The 23,272-nt window shown below is 63.0% G+C and carries 18 protein-coding genes; 6 read left to right on the top strand and 12 right to left on the bottom strand.

Annotation, left to right across the window (positions count from 1 at the left end; genetic code table 11):
- Window positions 1-7: 7 nt before the first annotated feature.
- From ACFVSJ_RS13645 to ACFVSJ_RS13625, 5 genes are all read right to left on the bottom strand, one after another.
- A complete protein-coding gene (locus ACFVSJ_RS13645) occupies window positions 8-676 on the bottom strand; it encodes a lysophospholipid acyltransferase family protein (RefSeq protein WP_387437331.1) in 669 nt (222 codons plus the stop codon).
- The gene (locus ACFVSJ_RS13640; protein WP_387437330.1) at window positions 663-1,379 is read right to left on the bottom strand and encodes an HAD hydrolase-like protein; all 717 of its coding nucleotides are present in this window, start codon (window positions 1,377-1,379) and stop codon (window positions 663-665) included. Before ACFVSJ_RS13640 ends, ACFVSJ_RS13645 begins: the two co-directional genes overlap by 14 nt.
- 80 nt (window positions 1,380-1,459) lie before the next feature.
- Window positions 1,460-4,387, bottom strand: a complete 2,928-nt coding sequence (gene uvrA / locus ACFVSJ_RS13635; RefSeq protein ID WP_387437329.1) for an excinuclease ABC subunit UvrA — start codon at window positions 4,385-4,387, stop codon at window positions 1,460-1,462.
- Window positions 4,388-4,452: 65 nt separating this feature from the next.
- A complete protein-coding gene (locus ACFVSJ_RS13630) occupies window positions 4,453-4,833 on the bottom strand; it encodes a GntR family transcriptional regulator (RefSeq protein WP_387437328.1) in 381 nt (126 codons plus the stop codon).
- Window positions 4,834-4,969: 136 nt separating this feature from the next.
- Entirely contained in the window at window positions 4,970-5,749 is a 780-nt protein-coding gene (locus tag ACFVSJ_RS13625; RefSeq protein WP_387437327.1) for a trans-aconitate 2-methyltransferase, read from the bottom strand.
- A 69-nt stretch (window positions 5,750-5,818) separates the two neighbouring features.
- On the opposite strand from ACFVSJ_RS13625, the gene ACFVSJ_RS13620 reads away from it, so the two are divergent.
- The 4 genes from ACFVSJ_RS13620 to ACFVSJ_RS13605 are packed head-to-tail and all read left to right on the top strand — an operon-like array spanning window position 5,819 to window position 11,613.
- On the top strand, window positions 5,819-8,353 hold the full coding sequence (locus tag ACFVSJ_RS13620) for a DEAD/DEAH box helicase (protein ID WP_387437326.1): 2,535 nt from the start codon (window positions 5,819-5,821) through the stop codon (window positions 8,351-8,353).
- Between the two features lie 10 nt (window positions 8,354-8,363).
- A complete protein-coding gene (locus ACFVSJ_RS13615; protein ID WP_387437325.1) occupies window positions 8,364-9,734 on the top strand; it encodes a CoA transferase in 1,371 nt (456 codons plus the stop codon).
- A 24-nt stretch (window positions 9,735-9,758) separates the two neighbouring features.
- Window positions 9,759-10,271: a GNAT family N-acetyltransferase gene (locus tag ACFVSJ_RS13610; protein WP_387437324.1), complete on the top strand. Its 513-nt coding sequence runs from the start codon at window positions 9,759-9,761 to the stop codon at window positions 10,269-10,271.
- The gene (locus tag ACFVSJ_RS13605) at window positions 10,243-11,613 is read left to right on the top strand and encodes an alpha/beta fold hydrolase (protein ID WP_387437323.1); all 1,371 of its coding nucleotides are present in this window, start codon (window positions 10,243-10,245) and stop codon (window positions 11,611-11,613) included. The genes ACFVSJ_RS13610 and ACFVSJ_RS13605 overlap by 29 nt, the downstream gene beginning before the upstream one ends.
- Here the strand turns inward: ACFVSJ_RS13605 and ACFVSJ_RS13600 are convergent.
- From ACFVSJ_RS13600 to ACFVSJ_RS13585, 4 genes are all read right to left on the bottom strand, one after another.
- Window positions 11,610-12,920, bottom strand: coding sequence for an MFS transporter (locus ACFVSJ_RS13600; protein WP_387437322.1), 1,311 nt, complete (start codon window positions 12,918-12,920; stop codon window positions 11,610-11,612). The two genes, ACFVSJ_RS13605 and ACFVSJ_RS13600, sit on opposite strands and share 4 nt — an antisense overlap.
- A gap of 29 nt (window positions 12,921-12,949) precedes the next feature.
- Complete coding sequence (locus ACFVSJ_RS13595) at window positions 12,950-13,975, bottom strand: TerC family protein (protein ID WP_387437321.1); 1,026 nt, start codon at window positions 13,973-13,975, stop codon at window positions 12,950-12,952.
- Between the two features lie 169 nt (window positions 13,976-14,144).
- Window positions 14,145-16,244, bottom strand: a complete 2,100-nt coding sequence (gene uvrB, locus ACFVSJ_RS13590) for an excinuclease ABC subunit UvrB (protein WP_387437320.1) — start codon at window positions 16,242-16,244, stop codon at window positions 14,145-14,147.
- A gap of 157 nt (window positions 16,245-16,401) precedes the next feature.
- On the bottom strand, window positions 16,402-16,956 hold the full coding sequence (locus ACFVSJ_RS13585; protein WP_387437319.1) for an NAD(P)H-dependent oxidoreductase: 555 nt from the start codon (window positions 16,954-16,956) through the stop codon (window positions 16,402-16,404).
- A 446-nt stretch (window positions 16,957-17,402) separates the two neighbouring features.
- On the opposite strand from ACFVSJ_RS13585, the gene ACFVSJ_RS13580 reads away from it, so the two are divergent.
- Window positions 17,403-18,455, top strand: coding sequence for an Lrp/AsnC family transcriptional regulator (locus ACFVSJ_RS13580; protein WP_387437359.1), 1,053 nt, complete (start codon window positions 17,403-17,405; stop codon window positions 18,453-18,455).
- A gap of 23 nt (window positions 18,456-18,478) precedes the next feature.
- On the opposite strand, the gene coaE is transcribed toward ACFVSJ_RS13580, so the two are convergent.
- Window positions 18,479-19,747, bottom strand: a complete 1,269-nt coding sequence (gene coaE / locus ACFVSJ_RS13575; protein WP_387437318.1) for a dephospho-CoA kinase — start codon at window positions 19,745-19,747, stop codon at window positions 18,479-18,481.
- A gap of 22 nt (window positions 19,748-19,769) precedes the next feature.
- On the opposite strand from coaE, the gene ACFVSJ_RS13570 reads away from it, so the two are divergent.
- A complete protein-coding gene (locus ACFVSJ_RS13570; RefSeq protein WP_387437317.1) occupies window positions 19,770-20,459 on the top strand; it encodes an IMPACT family protein in 690 nt (229 codons plus the stop codon).
- 96 nt (window positions 20,460-20,555) lie between these two features.
- Here ACFVSJ_RS13570 and rpsA read toward each other — a convergent pair whose 3' ends face one another.
- Together rpsA and ACFVSJ_RS13560 are read right to left on the bottom strand one after the other, a co-directional pair.
- Window positions 20,556-22,031 (bottom strand): 30S ribosomal protein S1, encoded by a 1,476-nt coding sequence (gene rpsA, locus ACFVSJ_RS13565; RefSeq protein WP_387437316.1) that lies wholly within the window; start codon window positions 22,029-22,031, stop codon window positions 20,556-20,558.
- A gap of 206 nt (window positions 22,032-22,237) precedes the next feature.
- Window positions 22,238-23,260 (bottom strand): polysaccharide deacetylase family protein, encoded by a 1,023-nt coding sequence (locus tag ACFVSJ_RS13560; RefSeq protein WP_387437314.1) that lies wholly within the window; start codon window positions 23,258-23,260, stop codon window positions 22,238-22,240.
- Window positions 23,261-23,272: the final 12 nt, after the last annotated feature.

The raw sequence follows: 23,272 nt of genomic DNA, 5'->3' as shown, positions 1-23,272 counted from the left end.
AGCGCGGCTACTCCACAACCTTGCTCTGGTTGTAGCTGGTGGAACGCTCCTGTCCACTGAGGGCAGCAATGGCGTCCATGATCCGGTCAGTGACTTCACGCCTGGCAGGCAGGGAATGGTCAGGGCCGGTCTTGTCGAAGTACAGCGGCTCACCCACCTTCATGGTGAAGTGCTGCGGCCGGACGGCGTTCTTGTCCGCGGGCTGCAGCTTCTCCGTTCCGATCAGTCCGACCGGGATGACCGGTGCCCCGGTTGTCAGAGCCAGCCAGCCAACACCCGTCCTGCCGCGGTAGAGGATGCCATCCCGGGACCGCGTGCCCTCCGGGTAGATGCCGATGCCCTTGCCCGCCTCAAGGATGTCCAACAGGGTCTTGAGCGCCTGCACGCTCGCGGCCTGTTCGCCACGCTCCACAGGGATGGACCCGACTGCTTCGAAGAACGACTTCATCACGGCACCCTTGACGCCCTTGGTGGTGAAGTACTCGGCTTTCGCGAAGAACGCCACGGGGCGCGGCATGAGTGCCTGGACGATCACACTGTCCAGGAAGGAAAGATGGTTGGGCGCAACAATGAACGGCCCTTCCTTGGGCACATTCTCGAGGCCGATCACCGTGGGGCGGCACGTGGTGGAAATCAGGCCACGTGTAGTCCACCGGATCGCATCAAAGACTGCCATCGTTATGTACCTCGCTCAGGGCCGCCGCACGGACAGCGTCAAGTTCTTCGATTTTGCTGCGCAGCCCGGCCGCGTCGTCCACCACTGCCACTGCGCCGGCTTCTTCCAACTCACCCTCTGACGCGAAACCCCACCGCACACCAATGCAGTCGAGACCATTGGCCATTGCACCGGCCACGTCCTGATGCCGGTCTCCCACCATGACGGCAGGCTGCGAGTGGAGCTGCTCCAACGCCGCCCCCACGATTTCGACCTTCCCCGGAGCCGTGTTCGCGCCCAGGGATTCGTCATCCGAAGCGCCGCAAATGGCTACGAAGAAGTCGGCAATTCCGTGATGCTCCAGGACGATGCGCGCAATCCCTTGGGGCTTTTGGGTGGCCACAGCAACCGAACGGCCCGATTCGGTAAAGAATTCCAGGAGATCGAAGATTCCGGGATACAACGTGCTCTGCGCAATTCCGGACTCGCGGTAATGCCTGCGGTAGCGCTCTATGGATTCATCCACCAGTTCGGCCGGAACATTCGCCAAGTGCAGCATCGAATCGCTCAGCTTGGGCCCCACCATTGAATTCAGTACAGCCTGTTCCGGGACCGGGAGGCCCATTTCGCGCAGTGCCGCGGAAATGCCCCCAGTGATACCGCCGGCTGGATCGACAAGGGTGCCGTCCAGATCGAATATTACGGGCACCTTTGTTTGAGTCACCGGGTTAGTTTCCCACAAGTAGCGGCATGCCCGAAACTCGCATGCCGCTACTGGAATACTTCTGCTGTAGTGAAGAGCGGTTAACCCAGAATCTCGGCCAGGAACTTCGCCGTGTGGCTCTCGGTGGACTTTGCCACCTGTTCCGGAGTTCCGGAAGCCACGATCCGACCACCGCCCGAGCCTCCGTTTGGACCCAAGTCAACGATCCAGTCGGCAGACTTGATGACATCGAGGTTGTGCTCGATGGTGATCACCGTATTGCCCTTGTCCACCAGGCCCTGGAGCACCATCAGGAGCTTGCGGATGTCCTCGAAGTGCAGGCCCGTGGTGGGTTCATCCAGAACGTAGATGCTGCGGCCGTTCGAACGCTTCTGGAGCTCTGCCGCCAGCTTCACGCGCTGGGCCTCGCCACCGGAGAGGGTTGTTGCCGGTTGGCCAAGGCGGACATAGCCAAGCCCGACGTCCACGAGTGTATTCAGGTGGCGCGCGATCGGAGTGAAGGCCGCGAAGAACTCCGCGGCTTCCTCGATGGGCATGTTGAGCACATCGGCGATGGTCTTGCCCTTGTAGTGGACCTCGAGGGTTTCCCGGTTGTAGCGCGCGCCGTGGCACACCTCGCAGGGAACGTAGACGTCCGGCAGGAAGTTCATTTCAATCTTCAGCGTTCCGTCACCCGAGCAGGCTTCGCAGCGGCCGCCCTTCACGTTGAAGGAGAACCGCCCCGGCAGGTAGCCCCGGACCTTGGCTTCGGTGGTCTCGGCGAACAGCTTCCGGATGTTGTCGAACACACCCGTGTACGTTGCCGGGTTTGAGCGTGGCGTACGGCCAATGGGGCTTTGATCGACGTGTACCACCTTGTCCAGGTGTTCGAGTCCGTTGACCGTACGGTGGCGGCCTGCCACTTGCTTGGCACCGTTGAGCTTGTTGGCCAGGACCTTGTACAGGATCTCATTGACCAGCGTTGACTTGCCCGAACCGCTGACGCCGGTCACCGCCGTGAACAGGCCCAACGGGAACGTGGCGTCAACATTGTTGAGGTTGTTTTCCCTTGCGCCCACGACCTTCAGCTCACGCTTCTTGTCGTACTTGCGGCGCTTGGCGGGAACATCGATCTTCCGGCGCCCGGACAAGTAGTCACCGGTCAAGGAGTCCGTGTTGGCAAGGAGTTCCTTGTACGTGCCGGAGTGGACCACTTGGCCACCGTGCTCGCCGGCTCCAGGTCCGATGTCCACCACCCAGTCGGCCTCATGGATGGTGTCCTCATCGTGTTCAACCACGATGAGGGTGTTGCCGAGGTCGCGGAGACGGGTCAACGTTTCGATGAGGCGGCGGTTGTCCCGCTGGTGCAGGCCAATGGAGGGTTCGTCCAGGACATACAGCACGCCCACCAGTCCGGAACCGATCTGGGTTGCCAAACGGATACGCTGCGCTTCGCCGCCGGACAGGGTGCCGGAAGGACGTTCCAGGTTCAGGTACTCCAAGCCGACGTCCAGGAGGAACGTCAGGCGGGCCTGGATCTCCTTCAACACCTGGTGGGCGATCTGGGCCTCGCGGTCCGTCAATGTCAGGCTGCCAAGGAAAGCCGCGCACTCCCGCATGGGGAGGGCCGCAACCTGGGCGATGGACTTTCCGTTGATGAGGACGGAGAGCGACGCCGGGTTGAGGCGGGCTCCATTGCATTCGGGGCAAGGCACCTGCCGCATGTATTCCTCGTACCGGTCACGTGCCCAGTCGGAGTCGGTTTCGCCATGCTTGCGGTGGACATACTGGATGGCGCCTTCGAAGCCGGTGCTGTACTTGCGTTCCCGGCCGAAGCGGTTGCGGTACTGCACCACGACTTTATGGTCCTTGCCGTGAAGCACGGTGTTCCGGACATCCTTGGGGAGCTTCTCCCACGAGGTGTCCATGGAGAACCCGAGCTCCAGGGCCAGCCCTTCAAGGAGACGGTTCCAGTACTCGGTGGTTGCCGTGCCCAGCGACCAGGGTGCGATGGCGCCCTCGCCCAGGGAAAGCTCCGGGTTGGGAACGATCAGTTCCTCGTCCACCTCAAGCCTGGTGCCGATGCCGCTGCAGGCAGAGCATGCGCCAAAGGGGTTGTTGAAGGAGAAGGACCGGGGCTCGATCTCATCGATGGCCAGGGGGTGCTCATTGGGGCAGGCCAGGTTCTCCGAGAAAGCCCGGATGCGTGCGGGATCGTCGGCATCGAGGTCCACGAATTCCACCAGGACGCGGCCCTCGGCGAGTCCCAGGGCAGTCTCCACGGAATCCGTGAGTCGCTGGCCGATGTCTTCCTTGACCACCAGACGGTCCACCACCACTTCGATGGTGTGCTTGAACTGCTTGCCGAGCTTCGGGGCGTCGCTGAGCTGGACCAGCTCACCATCGACGCGTGCGCGCGAATAACCCTTGGCCGTGAGCTCCTTGAAAAGGTCTACAAACTCGCCCTTGCGGCCGCGGACAACCGGCGCCAGCACCTGGAAACGGGTGCCCTTGTCCAATTCGAGGAGCTGGTCCACGATTTGCTGCGGTGTCTGCCGCGTGATCGGCTCCCCGCACACAGGACAGTGCGGCCTGCCTACACGCGCCCACAGCAAACGCATGTAGTCGTAGATCTCCGTGATGGTGCCCACCGTGGAGCGCGGGTTCTTGCTGGTGGACTTTTGGTCGATGGAGACGGCAGGCGAAAGGCCTTCGATGAAATCGACGTCAGGTTTGTCCACTTGCCCCAGGAACTGGCGCGCATACGCGGACAAGGACTCAACGTAGCGGCGCTGCCCTTCGGCGAAGATGGTGTCGAATGCCAGTGATGACTTGCCGGAACCGGACAATCCGGTGAAGACGATCATGGCGTCCCTGGGGAGGTCCAGGTCTACGTTGCGCAGGTTGTGTTCGCGCGCCCCCTTGACCACCAGCCGGGAGAGATCCGGGCGGACGGGTTTGGCGTCGGGCGCGACCGAAACAGGGTTCAGGGCATGGACGGCTGTATCTTCAGCTAAGGCTTTGGGCACCCCACAATGCTAGTCGAAAACGTCTTCGAATTTCCATGTGGTAGCTCACACCCTACTGATCGGTATCAATCGGCGTCGTAAGCGGCGGCAAGCAGCTGTACCGCCTCGGCAAAAGATGCGCCCTGCGCCTTGGCAGCTGCGGCGTACTGCGCCGCAACATCAGCAAGCGCGCCCCACCGGTCGTCGCGCGCACAAACGACCGTCCCGTTGCGCCCCCGCGTGGCCACCACTCCGGCAGCTTCCAACTCCTTGTAGGCCCGGGCAACGGTGTGCGGGGCAACGTCCAGCACACCGGCAAGGTTGCGGACCGGCGGGAGCTTGGCACCAACGGCAAGCACGCCCGAGTCCGCGAGTTCAATAATCCGGAGCCTCAATTGTTCAAAAAGGGCAACACCGCTGTTGGTGTTGGGACGCCATGTCCCAGGGAAGTCATTGGGGGAAATCATGCCGGACACCCGCCGGATGGCAACGCCACGCCCGGCTGATCGAAGCTTCCTTGGTCCATGCCGAGAATTAGACCAGCGACGCAGTGCCGGGACAAGGCACTGATGGCTGTGAAATTCCCTGCGGGGTTGCCCGGCCTCACGGATTCCTGCGTGCGACAGCGAAGATCCGGCGGAAGGGGAAAACCGTTCCGTGTCCGGTTTCCGGATAGGCCTCCCGGAGCAGGGCCGAGTATTCCTGTTCGAACTCGGCAGCCTCCTGCGGGGACAACGCCGCGAGGACCGGCCGGAGTCCGGTTCCCCGGACCCACTCAAGGACGGGGTCGCTGCCCGGCAGAAGCTGCAGGTAGGTGGTCTCCCAAGCGTCAGCCGTGCAACCGGCGTCGAGCATGATGTCCAAGTAGTCCGCGGGACTGCCAACCGCGCCGTCATGGCGCAACACGCCACCCAGGCGTGCTGCCCACGCGGGCGATTCGGCGAGCTCCCGCATCAGTGTGTGGGATGGCGAGGTGAAATTGCCGGGGACCTGCAGGGCGAACCATGCGCCCGGCTTCAAGGCACGCAACCAACCGCCCAGCATGTCCCGGTGGCCGGGAACCCACTGCAAGGCAGCATTGGTCACGATGACATCTGCGTCCGGAGAGGGGCGCCAATGGGCGATGTCTCCTTGCTCAAAGTCCAGATTCGGTTCATCGGCTGCGAGGACGTCCGCCTTTGCCAGCATCTCGGAGGACGAGTCAATACCAACAATGCGGGCCTGTGGCCAACGCCCGGCGAGCGTGGCGGTCAGGTTGCCGGGGCCGCATCCGAGGTCGAAGACTTCGCGTGGATCCTCTGCCTGGACCCGCGCCACGAGGTCATGAAACGGCCGGTCGCGGTGGTTGCCGAACTCGACATACTTGGACGGATCCCATTTCATAAAGCCTCCTTGCCGCGGGCACCCCTGCAGGAGCGAGCCTAGTGGTTGCGGGCACTAAGCTGGAAACCAATGAAACTTCTCGAGCAGCTTTCCGGTTCAACCGCCAACAATCCCCTGGGTCCGGACGACATCTATACCCGTTTTGTTGAATGGACGGAAAGCCGCGGCCTGCAGCTGTACCCGGCACAGGACGAAGCCGTGATGGAACTCGCATCCGGGGCCAACGTCATCCTGGCCACGCCCACCGGTTCCGGAAAGTCCATGGTGGCCATCGCCGCGCACTTCGAAGCGATGGCTCGAGGCCGGCGCAGCTACTACACGGCACCCATCAAGGCGCTGGTATCCGAGAAGTTCTTTGCCCTGTGCGAGGTCTTTGGTGCTGAAAACGTCGGCATGATCACCGGCGACTCCGGGGTCAACCAGGACGCCCCCATCATCTGCTGCACGGCCGAGATCCTCGCCAACACGGCCCTCCGCGAAGGCGCTGCGGCAGAAGCCGGCACCGTGATCATGGACGAATTCCACTTCTACTCGGACCCGCAGCGTGGTTGGGCCTGGCAGGTCCCGCTCCTTGAATTGCCCCAGGCGCAGTTCCTGCTGATGTCGGCCACCCTGGGCGATGTGACCCGCTTCGAGGAAGGCCTGACCCGGCTGACCGGACGGACCACCACCACGGTCAGTTCCGCGGAGCGCCCCATTCCGCTGCACTACTACTACCACCAGACGCCTGTGCACGAGACCCTCGAGGACTTGCTCTCCACCAAACAGGTGCCGGTCTATGTGGTCCACTTCAGCCAGGCCGAGGCGATCGAGCGCGCCCAGAACCTCATGAGCATCAACATGTGCAGCCGTGAGGAAAAGGACCGTATAGCCGAACTCATTGCCAACTTCCGTTTCGCCGCCGGGTTCGGAAAGACCCTGAACCGGCTGGTCCGCCATGGCATCGGCGTCCATCACGCAGGCATGTTGCCGAAGTACCGCCGTTTGGTGGAGCAATTGGCACAGGCCGGGCTACTTAAGGTCATCTGCGGAACGGACACACTCGGCGTGGGAATCAACGTGCCGATCCGCACGGTACTGCTCACCGCCTTGAGCAAATACGACGGCGTCCGCACCCGGGTGCTCAACTCCCGTGAGTTCCACCAGATTGCCGGACGGGCGGGGCGTGCCGGATACGACACCGCCGGAACAGTGGTGGTCCAGGCTCCGGAACACGTGGTGGAAAACGCCAAGGCGATGGCAAAGGCCACCGCCAAGTTCGGCAACGACCAGAAGAAGCTCCGCCAGGTGGTGAAAAAGAAGCCACCTGAAGGCTTCGTGTCGTGGGGCGAACCGACCTTCAACCGGCTGGTGGAGTCCGTGCCGGAACCGCTGACCTCGAGCTTCACGGTCACCCACGCCATGCTGCTCAACCTGCTTGAGCGACCGGGCGATCCGTTCCTGGCCACCCGTCGGCTGCTCAGCGAAAACCACGAGACACGTGCCTCGCAACTGAAGCTCATGAAGAAGGCGCTTGGTATCTACCGTGAACTGCTGGCCGCGGGAGTGGTGGAACGGGTTCCGGAGGAAGAGCAGGCCGCCGAAGGACGTTCAGTCCGGTTGACGGTCCACCTGCAGGCAAATTTCGCGCTCAACCAGCCCCTCTCCCCCTTCGCCCTCGCGGCCTTGGAGTTGCTGGATCCCGAGTCACCGGCGTATGCCCTCGATGTGGTGTCCGTGATCGAAGCTACGTTGGAGAAACCCCGGCAGATCCTCTCCGCCCAGCAGAAAAAGGCCCGAGGCGAAGCTGTAGCCGCCATGAAGGCCGATGGCATCGACTACGACCAACGCATGGCCATGTTGGACGAGGTCACCTACCCCATGCCCCTGGCGGACATTCTGGGCGAAGCGTTCGAGGTGTACCGAAAGGCCGCCCCGTGGGTAGGCGACTTCGAATTGGCACCGAAATCGATTATCCGGGACATGTACGAGCGGGCCATGAATTTCGGCGAGTTCGTGCAGTTTTACGGTCTGGCCCGGTCCGAGGGCATCGTGCTGCGCTACCTCGCTGACGGGTTCAGGGCCCTGCGCCAGACGGTTCCCCAGGACGTGTTGCGGGATGACCTGGAAGACCTCATCGCCTGGCTCGGCGAACTGGTCCGCCAAGTCGATTCCAGCCTGCTCGATGAATGGGAGGAACTCACGTCCGGACTTGCTCCGACTCCGCATGACGCTCCCCCGCCGCCGCCCCCTTCCCTGACATCGAACCCCAGGGCGTTCCGTGTCATGGTGCGGAACGAAATGTTCCGGCGCGTGGAGCTCTTTGCCGACGAGGATTCGGCCGCCCTGGGGGAACTCGATGCCGACGCCGGCTGGGATGCGGAGCGTTGGGAAGACGTCCTTGACGACTATTTCGATGAGCACGACGACATCGGCACGGGACCGGACGCCCGCGGACCGGGGCTTTTGATCATCACCGAGGAGCCCGGAATCTGGCGCGTCCGGCAAATCTTCGATGACCCGGCAAGGAACCACGACTGGGGCATTTCCGCGGAAGTGGACCTCGGGGAGTCGGACAAGTCCGGTACCGCGGTGGTGAGGGTTACCGCCGTCGACCGTTTGTAAGGAGCCTTTCGTGGAGACCGTCCCCGATCTGCTGGACAGCCTGCGGACCCTGCCCGCCTTGGCCGCAGTGGCGCCCGCTTCCTGGGACGGTCCCCGAAGGTGGTGGCGCGGGCCACTCGACGTCGAGGGGTTGGCGATCGGATCCGTTCAGGCCGCTGCCACCGCGTTGAATGCGTTGACAACCAGCTCCCGGTACACGGTGTCGACGCACCGGACGGCATCCTCTTTCGATTCGCTGGGACATCTGCTCATCGCGGGAAAGCCGGCCGTGGGTTTCGCAGGCCTTTCAGGGTTCCGCCGGACCTCGGATGGCTGGATCCGCCTCCATGCCAATTATCCGCACCACGCTGCACGGTTGCTTGAAGCGCTCCACATACGCTCACCGGAGCACGCAGCGGACGCGCTCCTCGGCCTGACGGCGTTGGAAGCCGAAGCTCGCATCAATGACAGGGGCGGAGTGGCTGCCGCCGTGCGCCGCCGCGACGACTGGTACGGCACACCGATGAGGGAGCAGCTCGCCGGCATCCCATGGATCCAGGTTGTTCCCGCGTCCGGTCCACGGGCGCCGGCACGGACGTGGCAATCTTCCGCAGACGTACGCCGTCCTTTGCGGGGCCTCCGGGTCCTGGACCTCACCCGGGTCATCGCCGGCCCTGCGGCCACCCGCCTGCTTGGCGCCCTGGGCGCGGACGTCCTGCGCATCGACCCTCCGCAATTCCCGGAGTTGCAGGACGCCTTCATCGACTCCGGCTTCGACAAGCGAAGCGCCGTGGTGGACTTCCGCAACGCCGGAGGCCAGCAGAGGGTCCGCGACCTGGCAGCCACGGCGGACGTCGTCGTCCTCGGCTACCGCGACGGCGGACTGGACCGCTACGGGTTGGGCGCTGAAGCCCTCGTCCACGGGCGCAGCGACCTGGTGGTGGCCACCTTGACTGCGTGGGGCGATGGCCCGTGGCAACATCGCCGCGGCTTCGACAGCCTGGTGCAGGCGGCAAGCGGCATCGCTGCGACGTACGGGATGGCGGACGACGACGGGTGGCGGCCAGGTGCGCTGCCCGTACAAGCGCTGGACCACGCCACGGGCTATGGGCTTGCTGCGTCCGTGCTTGGACTGTTGGCCCAACGGAGCCTGACCGGGCGGGGCGGCTTGGCCCGCTTGTCCTTGGCCCGGACCGCCGAGGGACTCTTTGGGTTGGGGGAAGTATCCGAAAGGGAGCCGGTCGGCCCCCTCCATGCGCCGAAGTATGTGGAAAAGGGCAGCCCGCATGGTCGCCTGCGGTTTGTGGGACCGCCCCTCCTGGTGGACGGCACACCGCTGGAATATTCGGTCCCGCCGGTGGCCTACGGCTCCTCGCAACCCGCTTGGAGCCTTCCCGCGTGAGCATGCCCTAGTAAGCTCGAATCCATGAGTGTAATCCGCCCCGCAACTGTTGATGACGTCCCTGCAATCCTGCGCATGATCCATGATCTGGCGATCTACGAAAAGGAACCGGACGCGGTCAAGAACACCCCGGAGATGCTGACGGAGGTCCTGTTCGGGGAGAACCCGCGGGTCTACGCAACCATGGCGGAGAACGCCGCGGGAACGGTGCAGGGTTTCGCGCTCTGGTTCCTGAACTACTCCACCTGGGAAGGCGTCCACGGCATCTACCTCGAAGACCTCTACGTCATCCCTGAAGCCCGGGGCGAGGGCCATGGCAAGGCGCTCCTGCAGCACTTGGCGGCGACCGCCGTCGAACGTGGCTACGCGCGGGTGGATTGGAGCGTCCTGGACTGGAACGAGCCGTCCATCAGGTTCTACAAGGGCCTGGGTGCATTGCCCATGGATGAGTGGTCCACCTTCCGTTTGACGGGTGATGCCCTGGCGGCATTCGGAACGTTGAGCACAGATGACGGCAAGGCCCTGGCCCGTGGCTGAACAGCACTGGATCCGTGCACGCCACGAGTTCCGCGGACTTCGGACCGCTGAGCACTTTTTCACTGTTCCGCTCAACCATGGCCTCATCGAGGCCTGGGGCAACAAGGGTGGACACGGACCCAAGGCGACCACGGACGAGACCATCACGGTCTTTGCCCGTGAGTACTCGTCCACCGAGCACAGCGAAGAAGAAGCCGAACGGCTCCCATGGCTTCTGTACCTGCAAGGCGGTCCCGGTGGGCGCGGCAACCGTGTGACATCCCTGGCAGGCTGGATGAAGGCCGCCGCCAAGGACTTCCGGATCCTCATGCTGGACCAGCGCGGAACGGGCCTGTCCACGCCCGTGGAGCAGCCCACCCTGGCCTTGCGCGGAAACGCCGAAGACCAAGCGGAATACCTGACCCACTTCCGGGCGGACTCGATCGTGGCCGACGCCGAATTCATCCGGCGGACCCTGGGCTCAGGTCCGTGGAGTGTGCTCGGGCAGAGCTTCGGCGGCTTCTGCGCGCTGAGCTACCTGTCCTTTGCTCCCGAAGGACTTCGCGAAGTCATGATCACCGGCGGCCTGGCCCCCATCCAAGGTCCCGCCGACCGCGTGTATCGGGCCACCTTCCGTCGGGTGGCAGCCCGCAACACCGAATACTTCGGCTGGTATCCGGAAGACCGGGACGTGGTCACCAGGATCGCACGCCACCTGGAGCAACAGCCGGAGTTCCTCGCGAGCGGCGAACGACTCACCCTGGAGCGCTTCCAAATGGTGGGCTCTTACCTGGGCGGCAATACCCGCGTGGACTCCCTGCACTACCTCCTGGAGGATGCGTTCGTCGAAACAGCAACAGGGCCGCGCCTGTCGGAGGCGTTCCTGGAGCAGGTCCGTTCGCTGGTCAGCCGTGCCGCCAATCCCCTGTACGCCGTGCTCCACGAATCCATCTACGCCCAGGGGGAAGCAACCAAATGGGCTGCGTGGCGGGTCCTGGAGGAGTACCCGGAATTCGAGCCAACCGCAGGGCAACCTTTGTTGACGGGTGAAATGGTGTATCCGTGGTACTTCGACCAGGATCCGTCACTTGTCCCCTTCCGCGAGGTAGCGGAGTTGTTGGCCGCGAAGGAAGATTGGGCTCCGTTGTACGATCCCCACCGGCTCGCTACCAACACCATTCCTGTGGCAGCAGCGGTCTACAAGGACGACATCTACGTGGACCACGATCTCTCCATGGAAACCGCGGCAGCCGTACGCGGGCTCCAGCCGTGGGTCACTGACGAATTCCACCACGACGGTATTGGCGAGGACGGCGAAGGCATCTTCCGTCGGCTGTTCGGTTTGGTCAGGGGCAGCCGCTAGGCTGCCGTACGCACCTTGTGCCTGGCCACGGTGGCGATGGTCCAACCCAACGCCACTGCGGCCAGCACACCGCCCGCCACGTTGAGGCCCTGGTAGCCAAGTAACGCGAGGACCAGTCCTGACGTTGCTCCGCCGACTGCCCCGGCAGCGCCCATGAGCGTATCGGAGACACCCTGTACCGTGACCCTTTGCTTCTCCGCGACACTTTCCGCAAGGAGCGTTGATCCGGCGATGGTCGCCGCGGACCATCCGAGACCGAGCAGGATCAGCCCCACCGTCACGAAGAAGGGTTCGGCCTGGCCCAAGGCCGCCACGAGGACGGCCAGCAGGATCAATCCATGACCCATGGCAATCGTGGGAAGCCGGCCCGCCCTGTCCGTCAGCCAACCCCACAGCGGTGACAGGGCAAACATGCCGGCAATGTGCAGGGAAATCGTCAGCCCGATCACCACCAACGCGTCGGTGCTGTCGGTCGTGTGGTGTTCGGCGTGGGCACCACCCACCAACTGCTGCAGGTGAAGCGGGGTCATGGACATGACTGCCACCATGACGCCGTGGGCCACCAGCACGGCCGCCAGGGCCAGGATGGCCCGAGGTGAGGAGCGGATTGCGCCCAGCCCGGACCGGATGCTGCCGCGCACGGCAGGCTTCGCGTTTCCGGCGGCCTCCGAAGCAAGGCGCCGGGCCAGCAACAGCGGGTCCGGCCGTAGCCCGAGGAAGAGCAGCCCGGCGGCCAGGAACAAGCCCATGGCCGAGAAAACAAAGGGGCCCGCGATTGGCGGCATTCCCAATGCGGAGCCGACGGCGGCACCGGGCTGGATGAGGTTCGGTCCGGCCACGGCACCAATCGTTATGGCCCAGACAACGGTGGACAGCGACCTGCCGCGGTGCTCGGCTTCGGCGAGGTCGACGGCGGCAAACCTCGCCTGGAGATTCGCGGCGGTGCCCAGTCCAAGGAAGGCCCCGCCCAGCAGAAGCAGCACGAAGGATCCGGCGACGACCGAGGCCATCATGAGCAGCGCCCCCGCCAAAGCGGCAACCAGCCCGGTCACGAGGCCCACCCGGCGTCCCCGGGCTTCGGCGAGCCTGGCCAGCGGCAACGCCGTGACAGCTGCAGCGAGCGTAAGCACCGTGGTGATGGAACCAGCCCAGGCCTCCGAACCCGAGAGGTCTACAGCAAGCAACGATCCGATGGAGAGGGTGGCACCATTGCCGATGCCGCTCAGCAACTGCGAGGAACCGAGCAGGAAAACAGTACGGCGCTGGACCCGTTGGGGGTCCAGCGCCGTAGGTGAAGTGGTAGTCACCTCACGAGACTACAACGTCCGCGGTGCGGTTACTCCGCCTCGCTCATGCTCTTCTTGGCGTCTTCTTCCAGGCGGGCATCGATCTGCGCCTGGCGTGCGGCCGGGCTCAGCAGGCTGGCAACGACGGCGATGATGATGGTGCCGACAATGACGCCAAGGGATACGAACGTGGGAATCTCAGGTGCCCACTCGATGTGGTGGCCGCCGTTGATGAACGGCAGTTCGTTGACATGCATGGCGTGCAGGACGAGCTTGACGCCGATGAACGCGAGGATGACGGACAAGGCGTGCTTAAGGTACACGAGCCGGGTCATGAGGCCACCCAGCAGGAAGTACAGCTGGCGCAGGCCCATCAGCGCGAAGATGTTGGCGGTGAACACGATGAACGCGCTCTGGGTCAGGCCGAAGATCGCCGGGATGGAGTCGACGGCGAAAAGGAGGTCGGTCATGCCGATGGTGATGAACACAATCAGCATCGGCGTGAAGACCTTCTTGCCGTTGACCGTGGTGCGGATCTTGCCGCCGTCGAACTTCTCCGACATAGGCAGCACCTTGCGGATACGGGCAATCAGCGGGTTCTCCACGTCTTCTTCATGTTCACCGGAGTCGGTGGCTTGCTTCCAGGCTGTCCAGAGGAGGAACGCACCGAAGATGTAGAAGATCCAGCTGAACTGTTCGATGACCACGGCACCCAGGGCAATGAAGATGCCGCGGAGAATCAGCGCGATGATGATGCCCACCATCAGCACTTCCTGCTGGTACTTCCGGGGCACCGAGAAGCGGGCCATGATGATGATGAACACAAAGAGGTTATCGATGCTGAGGCTGTACTCAGTGACCCAACCTGCGACGAACTGGCTGCCATATTCCGGGCCGGTGAAATAGAACATCGCGCCGGCGAAGACCATGGCCAACGCTACGTAGAAGGCGACCCACAGGCCGGCTTCCTTCATTGACGGTTCGTGGGGACGCTTGACGACCAGAAGAAGATCGATCAGCAGAATGATTCCGAGGGCGACAAACGAGCCGACCTCAAACCAGATAGGGAGCTCCATTAAAGAAGGCCTTTCGCAGGGTACGGGAAAGCGGTGTAAGTCTCTCCGGCCGCCGTGATGCACTGGAAGGCAACTTGTGGCGACCCGCTAGGCCCGGCGAGGCATCTGTGCCTTGCGTGTTGACGGACGTAGCGCTTGGGATACTCCCCTACGTGGATCCAACTTTACCTTAGGCGTGCCCTGCTGATTGCATCTGGCGTAACTCGCGCTTCAACTCCTTGACTTCGTCACGGATCCGGGCCGCGACCTCGAACTGCAATTCGGCCGCCGCTCCGTGCATTTGCTCCGTCAGCTGCTCGATCAGACCCACCAGGTCCTCGGCGGGCGCGGCGGCAAGGCCGTCCTGCCGAACGGTTGCCGCACCTTTTGCACTGGTCTTGCTGCGCTTGGCGCCCTTGGCCAGCCTGTTGTTGTTGAGCAGTTCCTGGGTGTCAGCATCTTCCTTGGCCAGCTGGTCCGTGATGTCCGCGATCCTCTTGCGCAGTGGCTGAGGATCAATGCCGTTGTCCTGGTTGTATTTCACCTGGATAGCTCGGCGGCGGTTGGTTTCATCGATGGCATGGGCCATGGAATCGGTGATCTTGTCCGCGTACATGTGGACCTGGCCGGAAACGTTACGCGCGGCACGGCCGATGGTCTGGATGAGGGACGTGGACGAACGCAGGAAGCCCTCCTTGTCCGCGTCCAGGATGCTGACAAGGGACACCTCGGGCAAGTCGAGGCCTTCACGGAGCAGGTTGATGCCTACCAGCACATCGAACACGCCCATCCGGAGCTCCCGGAGAAGCTCCACGCGGCGAAGGGTGTCCACATCCGAGTGCAGGTACTCCACCTTGACGCCGTGGCCTACCAGGTAGTCGGTGAGGTCCTCCGCCATGCGCTTGGTCAGCGTGGTCACGAGGACGCGTTCGTCCTTGGCAGTCCGCGTCCGGATCTCTTCCAGGAGATCGTCGATCTGGCCCTTGGTGGGCTTGACCACCACTTCCGGATCGATCAGACCGGTAGGCCGGATGATCTGCTGGACGTAGCCATCGGCCTTGCCGAGCTCGTACTTGCCGGGCGTCGCCGAGAGGTACACCGTTTGGCCGATGCGTTCCAGGAACTCGTCCCACTTGAGGGGCCGGTTGTCCATCGCCGAGGGCAGGCGGAAGCCAAAGTCAACGAGGTTGCGCTTCCGGGACATGTCGCCTTCATACATGGCCCCGATCTGCGGAATGGTGACATGGGACTCGTCAACCACCAGGAGGAAATCGTCCGGGAAGTAATCCAACAAGCAGTGCGGGGCGGTCCCGGCGGCACGGCCATCGATGTGGGCGGAGTAGTTTTCGATGCCGTTGCAGAAGCCCATCTGCTGCATCATTTCGAGGTCGTAAGTGGTGCGCATCCGGAGCCGCTGGGCCTCCACCAGCTTGTTCTGGCTTTCCAGGACCTTCAGGCGGTCCGCCAGCTCGTCTTCGATCCGCTTGATGGCGCGGGACATCCGCTCCGGGCCGGCGACGTAGTGGGATGCCGGGAAAACGTACATCTCTTCCTCGTCGCGGACCACCTCGCCGGTAAGCGGGTGGAGGGTCTGGATGTTCTCGATCTCGTCGCCGAAGAACTCGATCCGGATGGCAAGTTCCTCGTACATGGGAATGATTTCCACGGTGTCGCCACGAACCCGGAATGTTCCGCGGTGGAAGTCCATGTCATTGCGGGCGTACTGCATGGACACGAACTTCCGCAGGAGGTGGTCACGGTTCATTTCCGCGCCCTTCCGCAGGGTGACCATTCCGGCGATGTACTCTTCCGGGGTACCCAGGCCATAGATGCAGGACACTGTGGCAACCACGATGACATCGCGCCTGGTGAGCAAGGCATTGGTTGCGGAGTGGCGCAGCCGTTCGACTTCCTCGTTGATGGAGGAATCCTTCTCGATGAAGGTGTCCGTCTGCGCGACGTAGGCCTCAGGCTGGTAGTAGTCGTAGTAGGACACGAAGTATTCGACGGCGTTGTTCGGCAGGAGCTCCCTGAATTCATTGGCCAACTGCGCGGCAAGGGTCTTGTTCTGCACCATCACCAGGGTGGGCCGTTGAACCTGCTCGATGAGCCAGGCCGTGGTGGCACTCTTGCCGGTACCGGTGGCGCCCAGGAGGACAACGTCCTTCTCGCCGTTGTTGATCCTCTCGGTCAGCTCGGCAATGGCGGTGGGCTGGTCACCGGCAGGTTTGTATTCGCTGACGACTTCAAAGGGAGCGACGACGCGGTTGATTTCCTGGGCAAGGCTCATGCAATCAATCTACCCCTGCCCACGGACAGCTACTGTCCGGAATAGGGTCCTTCCGCCACAGGTGAACCAGGGCCCCTAGGCGCAACGCTTGATCAAACCGGCTAGCCAACCCTCCCCCGGGGTTGCATGGCCACCCGCCGGCCCGAGGACACGATCGTCATCCCACAGGCACCCCACTCGTCGCAACAAGCCTGCCGTATTCCTTTGCATCGAGAATGAGGTCTTCGTCTGAAGGATTGAGCATCATGCCGTAAACCGCGTGAATACCTTGATACTCGAGTTGGCAGAACTCAAGTGTTTGACGCACAGGAGCGAGGTACTCCTCCAGGCTCCGCCGGGCAACTCCCTCTGGTGAGTATGTGTCGAAGTCACTGCCCACAGAAACTGCCAGCCAAGCCTTCTTGCCGCGGAGTGCTGAGGCTGAACCATCAAGGGTAAACGCGAAGCCATAGTTCAGCACAGCATCGAACCACGCTTTCATGAGTGGAGTTACGTTGTACCAGCACAACGGAAACTGCAGAATCAATGTGTCGTGTTCACGCAGCAGCTGCTGCTCTCGCGCCGTATCGATCTCGAAATTTGGGTAGTTCTGGTAGAGGTCGTGGACGGTGACGTTACCCAGGTTCTCTATCTCGGCGATCCGGGCAGCGTTGGCACGCGATTCTTCGAGATTCGGGTGGGTGATGATGATGAGTGTCCGATTCGTGGTCACAAACAATTCCGTTTCTCGTGTTGGATGCCAACCTGCTTGCGTACCAAGCGTCCGCAACTGCAGGAATGTTGGCCCTGAATACATGCTCGTCGCCGTCAGCCCTCTTGGAATGGCCGTTCTCGATGACGAACACGTATTCAGTCAAGTCGATCCGTCGGCCAGGGCGCATTGACTACCCAAGATTGACCTAATGATTCCATCGAGAAGGCCCCCGTGGTGGATATTCACGCAGACATGGTCCGCCAAACCTCTGCGATGGTGCGATGGAAGCCCTGCTATATTACTGGGGACTCAGCAGGTGGTTCCCGTCAGGACGCGGCGCAACAAGTTACACGTACTGAATGGAACCACCCGTCAGCGCCTCAGACTCAAACGTTTATCTTTCGGGGACGCACACCCAGTACTGCAACCCTAGTTTGGAACCTAAGAAACGGGTGTTGGGAAATATGCTGAGTGTCCCTGGTCAAAAGCAGCCAGACCTCGACGAACTGGACCATTCGATTATTCATGCCCTACGCATAGACGGTCGATTGCCGTTCAGCCGTATTGCCGAAGTACTGAACGTGTCCACACAAACTATTGCCCGTCGATACCGGAGGCTGAGCACCGAAGCAGCACTTCGTGTCGTCGGCGTAGTAGACCCTCGGCGCTCCTCGGGTGAAAAATGGATTTTGCGGCTCTCAACCCGCCCGGACACCGCTCAACGCATTGCGGAATCATTGGCTCGGCGAGACGACACCACATGGGTACGGCGCATGGCCGGCGGAAACGAGCTCTGCCTCGTCACGGCCGCAAATTCGGCGGCAAACCACTCATTGCTACTGCGCGAAATCCCTCGCACGGCCAGCATCACATCTGTGTCGGCCCATCGCCTGCTCCATACATATCTGGGTGGACCAACTGCGTGGCAGGGTCACACAGCCGCACTCTCCGACTGGCAGCAGACTCAGCTTCACGAAGGATCTGGTTTACCAAACGACGTTGACGTAGCGGATCCTGCAGCACCTTTGGGCCTTACGGATTGGCTCCTGCTGACCCAACTGCAACGTAACGGCCGCACGAGCTACGCAGACCTCGCCACCGAAACCGGGCTTTCCGCCTCCACGGTTAGACGACGGCTCACGGCCCTGCAGGCTGATGGCATACTCACCTTTGACGTTGAGATCGGCGCAGAAATGTACGGCATCACAACGCAAGCCCTGTTGTGGATGTCGATCGCCCCTGCCCATCTGAACCGAGCAGCAACGATCCTGAGCCAACATAAAGAAGTCGCTTTCCTGGCCTCCACTACCGGCCAAACAAACTTGGTAGCCCTGGTGTTCTGTAAAAATCCTTCGGAACTCCACGACTACCTTTCAGATGCTCTCGGTTCTCTGGATTCCATCCGGGTGCTCGAAACAAGCCCTGTCCAAAAAACTTTGAAAACCTGCAGTCCATTCCTGGCCGGCGTCCTTAGGACCGGTCAGTACGGCCGGAACTTGCGGGGGGCCAGCAATTAGTTGTCCCTGTGCTTTGACCGGGCTTACGAAGGGCCGGAATCCGGTCCTTCCGCCACAGGTGAACCAGGAACCGCAGAAACGGAAGGGTACGACGGCGGCACCCACCCCGTGCGCTCCGCCCACGCCTCCATGCGGGGCCAGGCAACGTCGGTGAACCACGGCTCCTTGGCGTCGGCGTACCCGGAGGTGCCCTGGTCTTCGGCGAACCTCGCAGCCAAGTCCCGCTTGTGCGACTCGTAGGCTTCCCGGGCCTCGGCATCGGCGCGCAACCAGTCCCGGAACATCAGGGCATAGCGCCACCCGGGCGATCCAGCGACGCGGACATGGAGGTTCACGGCGCGGCCGGGGTCGGCGTTGGCGTGGAACCGCTTCTGCCAACCCGAGGGATCTGGATCGGAGGGCTTGGGGGAATCGCTCGTGACGTGCGGAACCGCCGGGAATCCGGCGGAGGCCAGCAAGGGGGCAACGCGGTCAGCGACATCCAGGTCCTTCACGCCGAGTTGAAGATCAAGGACATCCTTCGCGGCCAGGCCCGGGACCGAAGTGGAGCCGACGTGATCCAACGAGAGAGCCCCGGCAGGGATTGCTGCCACGATGCGGGACATAAGGCGTGCGGCATCCGAAGGCCACTCCGTCCGGGATTCCGACAGTACCGGGCCGGTTCCCCGCAGGGCGCGTCGGTTCAGCTTGAGGTTCCCGGCGAAGGGCACCAGCCTCCCATTCCAGAGGACGTCGACCCGGGACACCAGTTCAGCCTGGCTCCCTGAGTTATCCAGGACGACGTCCGCCGCCGCGATCCTGTCAGCCCGCGTGGCCTGCGCTGCCATCCGGGAACGTGCATCCTGCGACGTCATCCCCCGCAATTCCACCATGCGCTGTATCCGCACGTCATCCGGGGCGTCCACGACGATGACCAGGTGGAAGCTGCTCGCCTGGCCGGTCTCCACGAGCAGCGGAATATCCTGGACGACGACTTCCCCGGGCCCGGCCGTAGCGAGTGTCGCCGCAGCCGAGGCGCGGACCAGCGGGTGGACGATGCCATTGAGCACTTCCCGTGCGGACGGGTCCTGGAAGACGATGGCGCCCAGGGCGGGTCGATCCAGGCTGCCGTCCGCGGCAAGAATCCCCTCTCCGAAGGCAGCCACTACCTGGGCAAGTCCAGGAGTGCCCGGCTCCACCAACTGCCGCGCCAGGACATCGGCATCAATGAGGGTGGCCCCCAGTTCACGGAGTCGGGCAGCCACCAACGATTTTCCCGAGGCAATGCCGCCCGTCAGCCCAATCTTCAGCACCCCTCCACACTAGACTGAAGCGGTGCAAAATGAGGACGAAAGCCGCGCGACCAGCTACACGACACTCGCAGCCGGGTCCGATTTCCGCAACGAACTGGAGATCCGCCGCTCACGCTTCATTACCGTCCTCCATCGGTCCCCTGACGAGGAGTCCGCCCGGGAACTTGTCGCAGGGCTGCGGCGTGAGTTCCACGATGCGCGCCACCACTGCTCAGCCTTCGTCATCGGGCCGGACCGGATGATCCAGCGTTCCTCCGACGACGGCGAACCCTCCGGCACTGCGGGAATTCCGATGCTCGAGGCCTTGACCAAACGCGAGACGGCACCCGGGGTGACCGACCTCAGCGACGTGAGCGCCGTCGTCGTGCGCTATTTCGGCGGCGTCCTGCTTGGTGCCGGCGGCCTGGTGCGCGCCTATTCCGAGTCGGTGTCTTCAGCCCTGGAGTTGGCATCGCTGGTGCGGCGGAAGCGCTTGCGGCTGTGCGACCTGGCGGTTCCGCACGCCGATGCGGGACGGCTGGAGAACGAACTCCGGAACAGCGGGTTCGTCATGGCGGACACGCTTTATGGGGCAAAGGAAGCGGTCCTTCGGGTGGCGCTCCCTGACGAAGCGCCGGCGATCGAAGACGCCCAGGCCCGGGTAGCGTCGCTGACTGCAGGGATGTCCGAGTTGAAACCGCAGGGCACTGAATGGATTGACGTTCCCCTCTAGTCCGACGAAACCGGCAGTACAGCGCAAAAGGACCCCCACCGAAAACGGTGGGGGTCCTTTGTTGGCTATTCAGCCCAACCCGTCAGGGCGGCGGAATTAGTTGCCGGTGAGCTTCTCGCGCAGTGCGGCGAGGGCTTCGTCGGAAGCCAGGGTGCCCGCGTTGGACTCAGCAGCAGCCGGCTCCGAGGAGTAGCTGGTAGCGCCGGAGTCACCTTCGCCGGACGTTGCCGCAGCGGCGTCGTCAGCAGCGTGCTGTGCAACCTGCTTCTTGTGGGATTCCCAACGTGCCTGGGCGTCAGCGTACTGCTGCTCCCAAGCGGCACGCTGTGCTTCGTAGCCCTCGAGCCATTCGTTCGACTCGGGGTCGAAGCCCTCAGGGTACTTGTAGTTGCCCTCATCGTCGTACTCAGCGGCCATGCCGTACAGAGCGGGATCGAACTCGGTGCTGTCTGCGTCAACGCCCTCGTTGGCCTGCTTGAGGGAGAGGGAGATGCGGCGACGCTCGAGGTCGATGTCGATGACCTTGACGAACAGTTCGTCGCCAACGGAGACAACCTGCTCGGCGAGCTCCACGTGGCGGACAGCCAGCTCGGAGATGTGCACGAGGCCTTCGATGCCGTCTTCGACGCGAACGAACGCACCGAACGGAACGAGCTTGGTGACCTTACCCGGAACAACCTGGCCGAGGGCGTGGGTGCGGGCGAAGGTCTGCCACGGGTCTTCCTGCGTAGCCTTGAGCGACAGGGAGACACGCTCGCGGTCCAGATCCACTTCGAGGACCTCGACGGTGACTTCCTGGCCAACCTCGACAACCTCGGACGGGTGGTCGATGTGCTTCCAGGACAGCTCGGAAACGTGGACGAGGCCGTCTACGCCGCCAAGGTCCACGAAGGCACCGAAGTTGACGATGGAGGAAACGACGCCGGGACGGACCTGGCCCTTTTCCAGCTTGTTGAGGAACGTGGAGCGAACCTCGGACTGGGTCTGCTCGAGCCATGCACGGCGGGACAGCACAACGTTGTTGCGGTTCTTGTCCAGCTCGATGATCTTGGCTTCGATCTGCTGACCGATGTACGGAGCGAGGTCGCGGACGCGACGCATCTCGACGAGGGAGGCGGGCAGGAAGCCGCGCAGTCCGATGTCCAGGATGAGGCCACCCTTGACAACCTCGATGACGGTACCGGTAACGACGCCGTCTTCTTCCTTGACCTTCTCGATGTCGCCCCAGGCACGCTCGTACTGAGCACGCTTCTTGGAGAGGATCAGACGGCCTTCTTTGTCTTCCTTGGTGAGAACCAGGGCTTCGACCTGATCGCCAACGGCGACAACTTCGCCGGGGTCAACGTCGTGCTTGATGGAAAGCTCGCGGGAAGGGATGACACCTTCGGTCTTGTAACCGATGTCGAGCAGAACTTCGTCGCGGTCGACCTTGACGACGGTACCTTCGACGAGGTCTCCGTCGTTGAAGTACTTGATGGTGGCGTCGACAGCTGCGAGGAAGTCCTCAGCGGTACCAATGTCGTTGATCGCGACTACGGGGGTACCGGGCTTCTCGGTGGAGGTGATGGTCATGTAGTAGGGGCTCCGTTGTGGATAGTATGTCGGTCAGGCAAACCGCTGCCGCCCGGGTCCGGACGGCAGAACACGGCGAAATGCCGGGTCATCCTGATTTGTGGATTATTACAAAATGGACGCGCGCACGTAGTACACGCCCGTTTATTGTAGTCGATTCTGCAAAGCAGGGTCAAAAGAGCACCCTCGCCGCCACCGGCACGGCGCTAGGCCGGAAGAACCTGCCCCAGCTGGGCAAACGTCACTCCGCCGTCCAGCAGGCGGGGCAGCACCTTGGCGTAGCCTTCGGCGGTCCCGGAAGCCGGCCGGTTGAAATGCGAGATCACGATGTCTCCGGCCTTGGCCTTGCCTACCTCAGCGGCGACTGTCGGAGGCGCGTAGGTGGCCCCGCCGTCGCCATTGATGGTGAAGTTGACCGGCAGCATGCCGAGCCTCCGCGTCATGGCCGCAGCGACGTCGTCGTAATACGCCGTTCCCGGCCGGAAGAACCGGGGCCACTTCCCCGTCAGTGAGTGCAGGACGGCCTGGTTGCCCGTCAACTCGTCATAGGCGTCACCGGCGCTGGCTGTGCCGGGAATGCCATAGGCCGCGCGTCCGCTGACGGACAGCGGCAGGTGCCTGGTTCCATGGTTGGCGAGCTCGAACAACGGTTCGGCGGCCAGGTCTGCTGCCAGCGATGGGTTCGCCGAAATCCAGCGGCTGTTGACGAAAAGCGTGGCCGGTACCTTGAGGCTCCGCAGCGTATTCAGGAGCTTCTGGTCACAGCCTGCTCCGCCCGGACCACCGCAGGCATCGAAGGTGAGGGCTACGTGCCGCCCCGGTGAACTGTCCACCACGCCCGTCACGTGCAGTCCCCATTCCTTGGGGCGTAACGTACCGAATTCGGCCAGGATCTGCTGCCGGCTTGGCGGCAAAGAAGCGTTCGACGGCGGTGTTCCCCTGCCAGCGTCCACGCCGCCTGCCGCTTCCCCGCTGTTGGCGTCGAGGCCCGCGGTCCCACCCGGAGCAGCCTTCCGGAGCGCCAGGGCCGCCGCTTCCTCTTCCCTGGACAGTTCGGCGATGGCCGGCGGTGGCGTAGCCGGCCCCGCCTCCACGAGCACTGAAGCCGTGGATGTCGCAGTCCCGTTGCCATTGGTGGTGCATGCGGCCAGGGCGGTGGACGCGAGGCCCACCATTCCGAGCAGCACTGATCGACGGCCGGCCAAAGACCGCCTTGTGGAATCCCCCATGGATGTCCTTCT

Source organism: Paenarthrobacter sp. NPDC058040 (assembly GCF_042885775.1).
Lineage (GTDB): Bacteria > Actinomycetota > Actinomycetes > Actinomycetales > Micrococcaceae > Arthrobacter.
This window is presented reverse-complemented; position numbering and strand designations above follow the sequence as displayed.